This is a genomic window from Pseudomonas sp. BN414 (genome assembly GCF_029871275.1).
Lineage (GTDB): Bacteria > Pseudomonadota > Gammaproteobacteria > Pseudomonadales > Pseudomonadaceae > Metapseudomonas > Metapseudomonas resinovorans_C.
In genome coordinates, this window is the sequence record NZ_SSOL01000033.1 from 38,515 (window position 1) to 51,312 (window position 12,798).

Here is a 12,798-nt window from a genome sequence, read left to right on the forward strand (position 1 = left end):
GATTCAGAGTCCCTGTTGGTTGAGCCAGAGATTGAGAGCGGCCATCTGCCACAGCTTCGAACCTCGCAGCGGGGTGATGTCTTCCGTGGGGCTGGCGAGCAGCCGCTCGAGCATCGCCGGCTGGAACAGGCCGCGGTCCTGGCTCGGGTCCAGCAGCAGTTCACGTATCCAGTCGCGGGTCCGGCCTTCTAGGTGCTTGAGGCCGGGCACCGGGAAATAGCCCTTGGGCCGGTCGATCACTTCATGGGGAATGACCTTGCGCGCGGCAGCCTTGAGGACCGCCTTGCCGCCATCGCCGAGCTTGAAGCGGGAGGGAATGCGCGCCGAGAGTTCCGCCACCCGGTAGTCGAGGAAGGGCACCCGCGCTTCCAGCCCCCAGGCCATGGTCATGTTGTCCACCCGCTTCACCGGGTCGTCCACCAGCATCACCGTGCTGTCCAGGCGCAAGGCCTTGTCCACGGAGTCGAGGGCACCGGGCTGCTCGAAGTGCTGGCGCACGAAGTCGCCGGCCAGGTCCTCGGTGAGCCAGGCCGATTGCACCGTGGCCTGGTATTCGGTGTGGGCGCGATCGAAGAAGGCCGCGCGGTAGCTGTTGAACGGGTCACGGGTATCGGCCAGGGGCGGATACCAGTGGTAGCCGCCGAACAGTTCGTCCGCCCCCTGGCCGCTCTGCACCACCTTGCAGTGCTTCGACACTTCGCGGGAGAGCAGATAGAAGGCGATGCAGTCATGGCTGACCATGGGTTCGCTCATGGCCGTGAAGGCCGCCGGGAGCTGTTCCAGCACCTCGCGCTCGTCGATCCGCAGTTGCTGGTGGCGAGTGCCGTAGTGGCGGGCGATCAGGTCGGAATACTCGAACTCGTCGCCGCGCTCGCCGCCGGCATCCTCGAAGCCGATGGAGAAGGTCGCCAGTTGCTCCACGCCGGTCTCGGCCAGCAGGCCCACCAGCAGGCTGGAGTCCACCCCGCCGGAAAGCAGCACGCCCACCTCGCGGGCGGCGCGTTGGCGGATCGATACGGCATCGCGCAGGCTGGCCAGCAGGCGGTCGCGCCAATCGTCCATGCCAAGGCCCTGTTCGTCCTCGTGCGCGCCGTACTCCAGTTGCCACCAGATCCCCTGGCTGCAATTGCCGTCCGCGTCGATCTGCATCCAGCTGGCCGGCGGCAGTTTCTCCACACCCTTGACCAGGGTGCGGGGCGCGGGCACCACGGCGTGGAAGTTGAGGTAGAAGTTCAGCGCTTGTGGGTCCAGCCCGGTGTCCAGGTCGCCGCCCTTGAGCAGGGCCGGCAGGCTGGAGGCGAAGCGCAGGCGTTGATCCGTGCGCGAGAGGTACAGCGGCTTGATGCCGAGGCGGTCGCGGGCGAGGAACAGGCGCTGCCGGTCCCGTTCCCAGATGGCCAGCGCGAACATGCCGTTGAGCTTCGGCAACATGTCCTTGCCCCAGGCGTGCCAGGCCTTGAGCAGCACCTCGGTGTCACCGTCGGAATGGAATCGGTAACCCAGGGCCAGCAGTTCCTTGCGCAACTCGGGGTAGTTGTAGATGGCGCCATTGAACACCATGGCCAGGCCCAGTTCGGGGTCCAGCATGGGCTGCCCGGAGGCTTCGGCCAGGTCCATGATCTTCAGTCGTCGATGACCCAGGGCGATCGGTCCCTGGCTGTGCAGACCCCAGGCGTCTGGGCCGCGGGGGGCGAGATGGTGGGTGATCCTGTCGAGGGCGGCCAGGTCGGCCGGTTGTTTGTCGAAACGAAGTTCTCCAGAAATGCCGCACATAAGTCCTTACCGGTGTTGCCGTTGGGGAATTCGTGCCGCCTTTTGCAGCAGGCACTAAGGGTCCGACCCCTGTGCACTTCTGTGAGTTTTATATCGTTTGGTTATGAAATCGCGACATAGGAAACCGTCCATGACCGCAAGCGGGATACGCGCCGGTCATGGAGTAGTTCTCAGGAGAAGAGTTTCTGTGCCGCCAGGGACAGGCTCACGGCCACCAGCATCAGGGCGAACAGCCGTTGCAGGGTGGCGCCGCGCAGGCGCGTGGCCAACTGGTTACCCCAGAGGACGCCGACGGCACCGCCGGCCGCCAGTCCGCCGAGCAGGGCCATGGGGGGCTGGGCACCGGTGAGATAGAGAAGGAAACCGCCGCCGGAAACCAGCGCGATCACCGCCATCGAGGTGGCCGTGGCAGCCAGCATCGACAACGGTGTGTACCAGAGCAGCGCCGGCACGACGAGGAAACCGCCACCGACGCCCATCACCCCGGACAGCAGACCGACACCGGCACCGATCATCACCAGTGGCGCGCTTCGCAACGGACCGTCATGGATCTTCGGCAGCGCCGCCCCGCGCCACATGCGCCATGCGGACCAGAGCACCAGCATGCAGAAACCGAGGATCAGCACCGTTTCCGGAATGAATCGGCCCAGCCATTGGCCGACGGCATTGCCGGGCAGCCCGCTGATGGCCAGCAACAGCACCGGACGCCAGGCCACCATCCCCTGGCGGGCGCGGGGAATGGCACCAATAGCGGCGGACAGGGCGACTGCACCCAGGCTCACGCCGATGGCATCGCGCAGCGGCAGGTGCAGACTGAGGAGCAGGGGCAGGGCCACCAGCGATCCGCCGGCACCGGTCAGGCCCAGCAACAGGCCGAGCACGCCGCCGATGACCAGGGCTTCGATCAGGAGCAGATCCATGTTCAGGCGCTCCTGCCGCGAATCAAGCGGCGCAGGGCGAAGCGGTTGGGATGGCAGGCTTCAGCTACCGCGCGGGGCACCGGCAACGGTTCGTCATCCAGCCAGGCGGCCAGCAGTTCACCCGACAGTGGCGCGGTGATCAGTCCGCGCGAGCCGTGGGCGCTGTTCACGTAGAGGCCGTCGAGCCACGGCGCTGCCACATCCGGCACCTGGCGTGCGTCCTTGGCCAGCACCGCGTAGGTTTCGGCGAAGGCTTCGGCATCGGCTAATGGGCCGACGATGGGCAGGTAGTCGGGCGTGGTGCAGCGGAATGCGGCGCGGCCTTCGAGACGCGCGGGTTCCAGATCAGCGACGCGCAGGCGGCGGCCGAGGTCGGGGGATATTTCGTCCAGCAACTCCAGGTTGCCGGCATGTTCCGCGGCGGTCGGCGTGATGTCCGTGCTGTGGAAGTCGAAGCTGGCGCCCAGGGTGTGTTCGCCGTCGCGCGGCGGCGCCACATAACCCTCGGCACAGAGCACCGTGCCCAGGCCCGCGCTCTCGGCGGTGGCCGGCAGGCGGCTGATCTGCCCACGGATGCGCTTGAGTGCGAGCCCGGCGGCCTGGGGAAAACGCAGCACCTCGGCGGCACCGGCCAGCACCACCACCGGCGCTGAGGCCAGGGTGACGTCGCCGGCGCGGGCGTGCCAGCGACCCGCTTCTTGGCGCAGTTCCAGCGCTTCGGCGTGGCTGACCAGGTGGATGTTCGGATGCCCGGCCAGCAGTTGGCACAGGGCCGGCGGATGGACCCAGCCGGCATCGGGATAGAACAGGCCGCCAGCGGGCAGCACGACGCCCGACAGGGCTTCGGCCTCACTGCGGTCGAGGCTGTGCAGCAATTCGGCAGGGAAGGCCTCGGCCAGTTTGGCCTGGCGCTGTGCTTCCTTGTCGTCGAAGGCCAGCTGCAGCACGCCGCAGGCCTGCCAGTCGCGGCCTTGCTCCAGCCGCTGCAGCAGCCGGCGGGTATGTCCGAAGCCGCTGAGGATCAGCCGGGAAAGCGGCGTGCCATGGGCAGAAAGCTTGAGATAGAGCACCCCTTGGGGGTTTCCCGAAGCCTCGCGGGCGGGGGCGTCATGACGCTCCAGAAGGGTCACCTGCCAACCACGGGCTGCGAGGCTGGCGGCACTGGCGCAGCCGGCGAGCCCCGCACCAATCACCAGGGCCTCACGGCGCTCCGGCACGAAGCCTGGACGGGCGAACCAGGGTTTGCCGGCATCCATGCAGGCCTGACCTTCGAAGCGGCCCTGGCTCATTTCCCATTTCTTGCCGAACCCCGGCGTGCGCTTGATGGCGAAGCCAGCCTCCTTCAATGCGCGGCGCACGAAACCGGCGGAGGTGAAGGTGGCGAGCGTGGTGCCGGGGGCGGACAGTCGAGCCAGTTGGACGAAGAGGGTGGGGCTCCACATTTCCGGGTTCTTCGCCGGGGCGAAACCGTCGAGGAACCAGGCGTCGATACGGGCGTCCAGCTCCGGCAGGCAGTCCATGGCATCCCCCACCAGCAGGGTCAGCACCACGCGGCCGTTGGTCAGGCTGAAACGCTGGAAGCCGGGGTGTACGGCTACGTACTGGCCGATGAACTCGGCGGCGAGCGGCGCCAGTTGCGGCCAGAGGGCCAGGGCGCGCTGGATGTCGTCGCGGGAGAGGGGGAATTTTTCCACGCTGACGAAATGCAGCCGGGCGTCGGCCGGGGCATGTTGCACGAACAATTGCCAGGCGCAGAGGAAGTTCAGCCCGGTACCGAAACCGGTTTCGCCAATGCAGAAGCGCCCGCCGGCCGGCAATTCGCCGAAACGCCGGGTCAGGTCATTGCCATTGATGAACACATGATGGGTTTCGTCGATGCCCGATGTCGGGGAGAAGTAGACGTCGTCGAATTCCCGCGACAGCGGTTGGCCCTGGTCGTCCCAGTCGAGTCGGGCGTGGTGGAAGTCGGACATGGAGGTTTCCGAGACTGCGAAGCGCGAATGTTAGCCGATCGGGGTTGGTTCTGAGATTGGAATTCCGGCTTTTCTTGTGGGGGCGAATTCATTCGCTGAGCAGGTCGCAGACCTGCCCTGCTTGGGGCTGCTGCGCAGCCCTTTGCGAATGAATTCGCCCCCACAATCGGAGTGCTCCTCTGGAACGCCCCACAGACAGTCCCTCATCCGCTACCTTTTCTCCATCACGCCAAGGAGGTCTGCATGTTTGAATCCGCCGAGATCGGCCACTCCATCGACAAGGAAACCTACGAGAAGGCCGTGCTGGAACTGCGCGAAGCCCTGCTGGAGGCGCAGTTGGAACTGAAGGAAAAGGCGCGCTTCCCGGTGCTCATCCTGATCAACGGCATCGAAGGCGCCGGCAAGGGCGAGACGGTCAAGCTGCTCAACGAATGGATGGACCCGCGCCTGATCAACGTCGAGAGTTTCATGAGTCCAACCGATGAAGAACTCGCGCGGCCGCCACAGTGGCGTTTCTGGCGCAAGCTGCCGCCCAAGGGACGCATCGGCATCTATTTCGGCAACTGGTACAGCCAGATGCTCCAGGCTCGCGTCGAGGGCGATATCAAGGATGCCCGCCTGGACCAGGCGATCAATGATGCGGAAGGCTTCGAGCGCATGCTTTGCGACGAGGGTGCGCTGGTCCTCAAGTTCTGGTTCCACCTTTCCAAGAAGCAGCTCAAGGGGCGCCTCAAGGCCTTGGAGAAGGACCCCCAGCGCAGTTGGCAGCTCAATCCGCTGGACTGGAAACAGAGTCAGGTCTACGACCGCTTCGTGCGCTTCGGTGAGCGCGTATTGCGCCGTACCAGCCGCGACTACGCGCCGTGGTACGTGATCGAAGGTTCCGACGAGTATTACCGCAGCCTCAGTGTCGGACGCATCATCCTCGAAGGGTTGCAGGCGGCACTCGAACAGGACTCCGGTCGCAAGCCGCACACCCGCGCCGCGCCGCTCATGTCCAGCCTGGACCGGCGCAGCCTGCTGGACAGCCTCAACCTTCAGCTCGAGCTGGAAAAAGACGCCTACAAGGAACAACTGGCCATCGAGCAGGCCCGCCTGAATGGCCTGATGCGCGACAAGCGCATGCGCGGCCACGCACTGATGGCGGTGTTCGAGGGCAACGATGCGGCCGGCAAGGGCGGTGCCATCCGCCGCATCACTGGCGCGCTGGACCCACGGCAATACCGCACCGTGCCGATCGCCGCGCCCACCGAAGAAGAACGTGCCCAGCCCTATCTCTGGCGTTTCTGGCGGCATGTGCCCGGTCGCGGCCAGTTCACCATTTTCGACCGCTCCTGGTATGGCCGCGTGCTGGTGGAACGGGTCGAGGGCTTCTGTGCCCAGGCGGACTGGCTGCGTGCCTATGGCGAAATCAACGACTTCGAGGAGCAACTGCACAACTTCGGCATCGTGCTGGTGAAGTTCTGGCTTTCCATCGACAAGGACACCCAGATGCAGCGCTTCAAGGAGCGCGAGGAGGTGTCCTTCAAGCGCTACAAGATCACCGAGGAGGACTGGCGCAATCGGGACAAGTGGGACCTCTACGTCGACGCCGTGGACGACATGGTCGACCGCACCAGTACCGAGATCGCGCCCTGGACCCTGGTGGAGGCCAACGACAAGCGCTATGCGCGGGTGAAGGTTCTGCGCACCATCAACGATGCCCTGGAGGCTGCCTTCAGGAAGGATTGAGCAAAGGATGGGCGCGCATACGCGGGGTGAATGATCGTGGTGCCTGAATATGGGCCGCAACTATGCTCGCCCCACTATCCCTCCCAACTGGAACGAGGTGCGTCATGCGTGAAGTGGTGATCGTCGACAGCGTGCGGACTGGCCTGGCCAAGTCCTTCCGCGGCAAGTTCAACATGACCCGGCCGGACGACATGGCCGCCCATTGCGTGAACGCGCTGCTGGCGCGCAACGATATCGACCCGGCGCTGGTGGACGATTGCGTGGTCGGCGCCGGTTCCAACGAAGGTGCCCAGGGCCACAATATCGGCCGCAACGTCGCCGTGCTTTCGGGGCTGGGCGTCGGCGTCGCCGGCATGACCCTCAACCGCTACTGCTCCTCGGGCCTGCAGGCCATCGCCATCGCCGCCAACCAGATCGCCTCGGGTTGCAGCGACGTGATGGTGGCCGGCGGCGTCGAGTCCATCACCCTCACCCTGAAGAGCATCAACCAGGACAACTTCGTCAACCCGCGCCTGAAGCTCGAACACCCCGGCATCTATTACCCCATGGGGCAGACCGCTGAGATTGTCGCGCGCCGCTACAACGTCACCCGCGAAGCCCAGGACCTCTATGCCCTGCAGAGCCAGCAGCGCACCGCTCGCGCCCAGGCCGAGGGCCTGTTCAACGATGAAATCGTGCCGATGAGCGTGAAGTACTTCATTGAAGACAAAGCCACTGGCGAGAAGAAAATCGTGGACGGCGTGGTCGACCGCGACGACTGCAATCGCGCCGACACCACCCTGGAAGGCCTGTCTTCCCTGAAACCGGTGTTCTCCGAGGATGGCTCGGTGACCGCCGGCAACTCCTCGCAGCTGTCCGACGGCGCTTCCATGACCCTGCTGATGAGCCTGGACAAGGCGCTGGAGCTGGGCCTGAAACCGATCGCGTACTTCCGTGGCTTCACCGTCGCCGGATGCGAGCCAGACGAAATGGGCATCGGCCCGGTGTTCTCGGTGCCGAAGCTGCTCAAGGCCAAGGGCCTGTCCATCGACGACATCGACCTCTGGGAACTGAACGAAGCCTTCGCTTCCCAGTGCCTCTATGCACGTGATCGCCTGGGCATCGACAACGAGAAGTACAACGTCAACGGCGGTTCCATCTCCATCGGCCACCCGTTCGGCATGACCGGCTCGCGCCAGGTCGGCCATCTGGTGCGCGAACTGCAGCGTCGCGACAAGCGCTTCGGCATCGTCACCATGTGCGTCGGCGGCGGCATGGGCGCCACCGGGCTGTTCGAGGCGTATCGCTGAAAGCTGTGTTGCCTGCTTTTCGTGGGGGCGATTTCAATCGCTATGCGGACCGCAGGTTCGCCCTGCGGTGTCGAGTGGGGCAGCTGCGCTGCCCATAGCGAATGAATTCGCCCTCACAGACAGGTAGCTCCACGTAAAAGAAAAACCCGCGCCTGGCGCGGGTTCTTTCATTGCGGGGCACTCATCGACCCCGGAGCGCGAAGAGCGCATTGGATTGATGGATGCGGCGAATGTACAGGGCGATCTCCCGCTCTGCATCCACACGTGTGAAGAAGGGTCCCTCCAGCGTTCCTTCTCGGGTGGAAAAGAAGTACTGACCGTTCACGGCGCTGACCCGCTCACTCCGATAGTGGGTGTTTGAGGCCGCGTCGCACGCACGTCGACCGAACATCGGACCACCTCCGTCATTCATTGGCAACTTCAGTCTAACCAGCGCTGACGAGCGTGCTCTGGGGCTCGACGGGCGGCTATCGGCGATGATCCCGGTGCGACAGGTACAGTTGTGCCGTCGACAGAGCGGAAACTGTTCCTGTGCCCTGATAGCGGACGCTCCTAGAATGGCCTCTCCCTTTTCGCCCGCCGCCAGGCGGGCGCGCTCCTCCTGAGGTCTCCATGCATATCACCTCCGGCCGTTGGGTCTACGGCCTGCTCCTTGCCCTGGTTACGGCCGTGCTCTGGGGCGTCCTGCCGATCTGGCTGAAGGAAGTCCTGCAGACCATGGACCCGGTGACTGTCACCTGGTACCGCCTGATCGTCGCGGGCTCGCTGCTGTTCCTGTACTTGGGCGCCAACCGCCGGCTGCCGGCGATCCGTCCGCTGGGCGCGCGTGGGCGCTGGCTGGTGGTGCTGGCGGTGGGCGGACTGACCGGCAACTACGTGTGCTACCTGATCGGACTCCGCATGCTCAGTCCGGGCACCACGCAACTGGTGATCCAGGTGGCGCCGATCCTGTTCCTGCTGAGCAGCCTTTTCGTCTTCAAGGAGAGCTTCAGCCTGGGCCAGGCATTCGGCCTGGTGGTGACGGTGCTGGGCTTCGGCCTGTTCTTCAACCAGCGACTGGAGGAACTGCTGACCTCCATGAGCGAGTACACCCTGGGCGTACTGGTGATCCTGCTGTCGGCCTTCGTCTGGACCTTCTACGGCCTGGCGCAGAAGCAACTGCTGAGTCACTGGAGTTCGGCGCAAGTGATGATGGTGATCTACCTCGGTTGCGCCGCGTTGCTGACGCCCTGGGCGCACCCCATGGAACTGCTCAATCTCAGCCCGCTGCAGGGCTGGCTGCTGCTGGCTTGCTGCCTGAACACTCTGATTGCCTATGGCGCCTTCGCCGAAGCCCTGGCCCACTGGGAAGCCTCTCGGGTCAGCGCCACCCTGGCGATCACCCCGCTGGTGACCTTCGCCAGCGTCGCTGCCTGCGCTGCATTCTGGCCGGACCATGTGCAGCCGGAGGAGATCAATCTGATCGCCTATGCCGGTGCGGTGTTCGTGGTACTGGGTTCGGCCCTCACCGCCTTGGCCCCATCGCTGGTGCGCAGCTGGCGCGCGCGGCGTGAGGCGGCGGCAACCAGCTGAGCCACGCGAAGCCCAACGCCTGTCCGGGCTCCGCTATTGGGCTTCGCTCCGCTCTGCCCAACCTACCTCTCCTTAGCAGCGGGTCCCGAGCGTTTCCGCTCCCTGTAGGTTGTGGCTGAGCTACGCGAAGCCCAACGCCTGTCTGGGCTCCGCTGTTGGGCTTCGCTACGCTCTGACCAACCTACGGGACTGGTCCGTAGGATGGGTGGAGCTTGCGATACCCATCAGCCGTGTCCGCATGGGTATCGCTCCGCTCTTCCCAACCTACGTCTCGGCCTAGCAACGCGTTCCGAGCGTTTCCGCCTTGCGCAGCCAGGTCTGGCGTTGTTCCTCGGAGGAGGGGCGCACCGGGGAGAACTCGGTCAGGCGGCGGGTCTTGATGCCGCAGAAGCCGAGAATGGTGCGCACCATCTGCCGGTGCGCGGGCGCGCCGTAGATCCAGCGGAAGTACCAGGGCGGCGTATCCAGGGTCACCAGCAGGTCGGCGGTGCGCCCGGTCAGCAACTTGTCCCAGGCCTGTGTCTGCTGGCCGCGATAGCGGAAGGCGAAGCCGGGCAGGAAGACGCGGTCGAAGAAGCCCTTGAGCAGTGCCGGAAGGCCGCCCCACCAGACCGGATAGACGAACACCAGGTGCTCGGCCCAGTGAATCTGCCGCTGCGCTTCGAGCAGGTCAGGCTCCAGGTTCTGGCTCTGGTCATACCCCTCGCGCAGCACCGGGTCGAAATGCATCTCGCCGAGCTTCAGCAGGCGCACCACGTGGCCTTCGCTGCGCGCGCCCTGGGCGTAGGCTTCGCTCAAGGCATGGCACAGGCTGCCGCCCTTGGGGGTGCCGAGGATCATCAGGATGCGTTTGCCATCGCCTTCCAGCGGCGTGGCGCCGTGCTTGACCGTCTCAACCATGTTGACCGGCCTCCAGCATGCTTTCCGGTCGCACCCAGGCGTCGAACTCCTCCTCGGTCAGGTAGCCCAGCGTGAGGGCCGCTGCGCGCAGGGTGGTGCCTTCCGTGTAGGCCTTCTTGGCGATCTGCGCGGCCTTGTCGTAGCCGATGTGCGGGTTGAGTGCGGTGACCAGCATCAGGCCGCGTTCCAGGTGTTCGGCCATGCGCGCTGAATCCGGCTCCATGCCGGCCACACAGTGCTGCTGGAAGTTGCGGCAACCGTCGCCGAGCAGACGGATCGACTGCAGCAGGTTGTGCACGATCACCGGCTTGAACACGTTCAGTTGCAGGTGCCCCTGGCTGGCGGCGAATCCGACGGTGGCGTCATTGCCCATCACCTGGCAGGCCAGCATCGACAGCGCCTCGCACTGGGTGGGGTTGACCTTGCCCGGCATGATCGAACTGCCCGGCTCGTTCGCCGGCAGGCGTACCTCGGCCAGGCCGCCGCGCGGGCCGGAGCCCAGCAGGCGCAGGTCGTTGGCGATTTTCATCAGGGCAACGGCGAGAGTCTTCAGGGCGCCGGAGAGGTTCACCAGCGGCTCATGGCCGGCGAGGGCGGCGAACTTGTTCGGTGCCGAGACGAAATGCAGCCCCGTCAACGCCGCCAGTTCGGCCGACATGGAGTCCGCGAAACCGTGGGGTGCATTGAGGCCGGTGCCCACGGCCGTACCGCCCTGGGCCAGTTCCAGGACTGCGGGCAGGGCGGCGCGGATGGCCTTGTCGGCGTAGTCGAGTTGGGCGACGAAGGCCGAGAGTTCCTGGCCGAAGGTGATGGGCGTGGCGTCCATCATGTGCGTACGGCCGGTCTTCACCAGCTGGGCGTGACGGGCGGATTGCTCGGCCAGGCCGCCGGAAAGTTCGGCTATGGCTGGCAGCAATTCCTGCTGTACCGCCTTGGCGATGGCGATATGCATCGCGGTGGGGAAGCAGTCGTTGGAGCTCTGGGCGAAGTTCACATGGTCATTGGGGTGGACCGGGCTCTTGCCGCCGCGTTGTCCGGTGGCCAGTTCGTTGGCGCGGCCGGCGATCACTTCATTGACGTTCATGTTGCTCTGGGTGCCGCTGCCGGTCTGCCAGACCACCAGCGGGAACTGCTCATCGTGCTTGCCGGCCAGCACCTCGTCGGCGGCCTGTTCGATCAGCCTCGCGACGTCCGGCGGCAGGTCGCCGTCGCGCCCATTGACGCGGGCGGCGGCCTTCTTGATCAGGGCCAGGGCGTGCACCAACGCCAGGGGCATACGTTCGCCACCAATGGCGAAGTTCTCCAGTGAGCGTTGGGTCTGGGCACCCCAATAGGCGTCGTCGGCGACTTCGACTGGCCCCAGGCTGTCGGTTTCTGTGCGGCTCATTTGGGTTGGCTCCGGGTATTGATTCCGCAGTTTAGGCTCTCTCTCCCGCACTCGGTTCAACCGTTCGGGCAATTACCAGCGCGCGTGGGTGGCCCCCAGCCAGCCGAGAGCGTTGGTCACCGGCACGCATTCACCGTCCGGGCTGCGCAGCACGCCGTCGAAGCGACCGAACCACTGGCGCGTGTCGGCATAGAACGGCCCCAGGCGCGGACGGGCCTGGTGCAGTTGGAGGGGTGTGAAGGTCAGCTCCACCCGGCGACAGGCGGTGGACAGGCGCCAGGGCGCGAGGGGATTGTTCGGTGCCTGTTCGATCTGCACCGGCCGGTCGAGCTTGGACAGGCTGCCGCCGAACCACAGGGCGTTCTCGGTAAGGCCGCTGGAATCAGTCCAGCCCGCGCCGAAATTCCCGGCGATGCCGCCCGGAGCGGCGAAGGCGGCGCGGGTCCAGTGGCTGTGGAAGGGCCAGACACCCCGACCGAAGTCGAGCGCGGCGAAACTCTGGCCTGTGGTGCAGAGATAGTGGCGTTGCCCCAGCTGCACGCTGCCGCTGGCGGGCAGGCCGAGCTGGCGGCTGCTGGCATGGAAGCAGCGGCCGGGCAGGGGGGCGACCAGGTTCACCGAATCCAGATGGGCCGGGCGCAGCACATCGAGGGCGACGTGCAGCGGATGGCCGCCGAGGTCCGGCGCTTCCACCCGCAGGCTCAGGCGGCCGGGGTGCTCGTCAATGCGTATCTGCAGCAGCGGGTGGTCGAAACCATGACTTTCCAACGGCGTGTCCGGCAGTTGGCAGCCGAGCGCGAATGGCCGCAACTGGGTATGGGCCACGGCCTTGCCGGTGTCGAGATCGAGGAAGTAGGCGGCGCCGAAGCCCAGCAGGTCGAGGTCTGCGAGGGTCAGCGAGAGCATCCAGCGCGGGGTGGTGATGCACCAGTGGTTCCAGCGTTTGCGACGACCGAAGTTGCCGGGGATCGCGCAGTTCAGACGCGGTCGGCTGGACCAGCCGACGGCGGCGGGCTCAAGCTTGCCGCGGGCATCGCAGAGCGCGGGAATTCCCGGCGGCAGGGTGGATATATGGCTATTCATCGGGCACGTCCATGTGTGTGCGAAGCCTGGGCACTTCAGTCTCCGTACGAAGTCCGTCTGCGCTTGACGAGCTTTCGTACGGCGCTTGTGGAAACTGATTGCACCTCATCGGAAATTCCGTCGTCAGGTACGGCAGATTTCCTAGTCGCCAAAGCATGCCCAGTGGGCGG

At 65.6% G+C, this 12,798-nt stretch carries 10 protein-coding genes; 3 read left to right on the forward strand and 7 right to left on the reverse strand.

Annotation, left to right across the window (positions count from 1 at the left end):
• Positions 1-3 precede the first annotated feature (3 nt).
• The 3 genes from E8E95_RS05170 to mnmC form a co-directional block, all read right to left on the reverse strand.
• Entirely contained in the window at positions 4-1,773 is a 1,770-nt protein-coding gene (locus tag E8E95_RS05170) for an N-acetylglutaminylglutamine amidotransferase (protein WP_280348653.1), read from the reverse strand.
• 170 nt (positions 1,774-1,943) lie between these two features.
• Positions 1,944-2,693 carry a sulfite exporter TauE/SafE family protein gene (locus tag E8E95_RS05175; RefSeq protein ID WP_280348654.1) on the reverse strand — a complete coding sequence of 250 codons (750 nt, stop codon included), beginning with the start codon at positions 2,691-2,693 and terminating at the stop codon, positions 1,944-1,946.
• A gap of 2 nt (positions 2,694-2,695) precedes the next feature.
• Positions 2,696-4,666, reverse strand: coding sequence for a bifunctional tRNA (5-methylaminomethyl-2-thiouridine)(34)-methyltransferase MnmD/FAD-dependent 5-carboxymethylaminomethyl-2-thiouridine(34) oxidoreductase MnmC (gene mnmC, locus E8E95_RS05180; protein ID WP_280348655.1), 1,971 nt, complete (start codon positions 4,664-4,666; stop codon positions 2,696-2,698).
• 243 nt (positions 4,667-4,909) lie between these two features.
• Between mnmC and pap the strand changes: the two genes are divergently transcribed.
• Both pap and E8E95_RS05190 read left to right on the forward strand, forming a co-directional pair.
• A complete protein-coding gene (pap, locus tag E8E95_RS05185) occupies positions 4,910-6,397 on the forward strand; it encodes a polyphosphate:AMP phosphotransferase (RefSeq protein WP_280348656.1) in 1,488 nt (495 codons plus the stop codon).
• 104 nt (positions 6,398-6,501) lie between these two features.
• Complete coding sequence (locus E8E95_RS05190; RefSeq protein WP_280348658.1) at positions 6,502-7,686, forward strand: thiolase family protein; 1,185 nt, start codon at positions 6,502-6,504, stop codon at positions 7,684-7,686.
• A 181-nt stretch (positions 7,687-7,867) separates the two neighbouring features.
• Here E8E95_RS05190 and E8E95_RS05195 read toward each other — a convergent pair whose 3' ends face one another.
• Positions 7,868-8,077: a DUF6316 family protein gene (locus E8E95_RS05195; protein ID WP_280348660.1), complete on the reverse strand. Its 210-nt coding sequence runs from the start codon at positions 8,075-8,077 to the stop codon at positions 7,868-7,870.
• A 221-nt stretch (positions 8,078-8,298) separates the two neighbouring features.
• On the opposite strand from E8E95_RS05195, the gene E8E95_RS05200 reads away from it, so the two are divergent.
• A complete protein-coding gene (locus tag E8E95_RS05200; RefSeq protein ID WP_280348662.1) occupies positions 8,299-9,258 on the forward strand; it encodes a DMT family transporter in 960 nt (319 codons plus the stop codon).
• 276 nt (positions 9,259-9,534) lie between these two features.
• On the opposite strand, the gene E8E95_RS05205 is transcribed toward E8E95_RS05200, so the two are convergent.
• The 3 genes from E8E95_RS05205 to E8E95_RS05215 form a co-directional block, all read right to left on the reverse strand.
• Positions 9,535-10,158: an NAD(P)H-dependent oxidoreductase gene (locus E8E95_RS05205; RefSeq protein WP_179062241.1), complete on the reverse strand. Its 624-nt coding sequence runs from the start codon at positions 10,156-10,158 to the stop codon at positions 9,535-9,537.
• Positions 10,151-11,545, reverse strand: coding sequence for a class II fumarate hydratase (locus E8E95_RS05210; RefSeq protein WP_280348664.1), 1,395 nt, complete (start codon positions 11,543-11,545; stop codon positions 10,151-10,153). The genes E8E95_RS05205 and E8E95_RS05210 overlap by 8 nt, the downstream gene beginning before the upstream one ends.
• 72 nt (positions 11,546-11,617) lie before the next feature.
• Positions 11,618-12,628: a DUF2804 domain-containing protein gene (locus E8E95_RS05215; protein WP_280348666.1), complete on the reverse strand. Its 1,011-nt coding sequence runs from the start codon at positions 12,626-12,628 to the stop codon at positions 11,618-11,620.
• Positions 12,629-12,798: the final 170 nt, after the last annotated feature.

Bases quoted from the DNA above. Each gene is read 5' to 3' on its own strand.
- E8E95_RS05170 (WP_280348653.1), bottom strand. From the start codon at position 1,773: ATGTGCGGCATTTCTGGAGAACTTCGTTTCGACAAACAACCGGCCGAC.
- E8E95_RS05175 (WP_280348654.1), bottom strand. From the start codon at position 2,693: ATGGATCTGCTCCTGATCGAAGCCCTGGTCATCGGCGGCGTGCTCGGC.
- mnmC (WP_280348655.1), bottom strand. From the start codon at position 4,666: ATGTCCGACTTCCACCACGCCCGACTCGACTGGGACGACCAGGGCCAA.
- pap (WP_280348656.1), top strand. From the start codon at position 4,910: ATGTTTGAATCCGCCGAGATCGGCCACTCCATCGACAAGGAAACCTAC.
- E8E95_RS05190 (WP_280348658.1), top strand. From the start codon at position 6,502: ATGCGTGAAGTGGTGATCGTCGACAGCGTGCGGACTGGCCTGGCCAAG.
- E8E95_RS05195 (WP_280348660.1), bottom strand. From the start codon at position 8,077: ATGTTCGGTCGACGTGCGTGCGACGCGGCCTCAAACACCCACTATCGG.
- E8E95_RS05200 (WP_280348662.1), top strand. From the start codon at position 8,299: ATGCATATCACCTCCGGCCGTTGGGTCTACGGCCTGCTCCTTGCCCTG.
- E8E95_RS05205 (WP_179062241.1), bottom strand. From the start codon at position 10,158: ATGGTTGAGACGGTCAAGCACGGCGCCACGCCGCTGGAAGGCGATGGC.
- E8E95_RS05210 (WP_280348664.1), bottom strand. From the start codon at position 11,545: ATGAGCCGCACAGAAACCGACAGCCTGGGGCCAGTCGAAGTCGCCGAC.
- E8E95_RS05215 (WP_280348666.1), bottom strand. From the start codon at position 12,628: ATGAATAGCCATATATCCACCCTGCCGCCGGGAATTCCCGCGCTCTGC.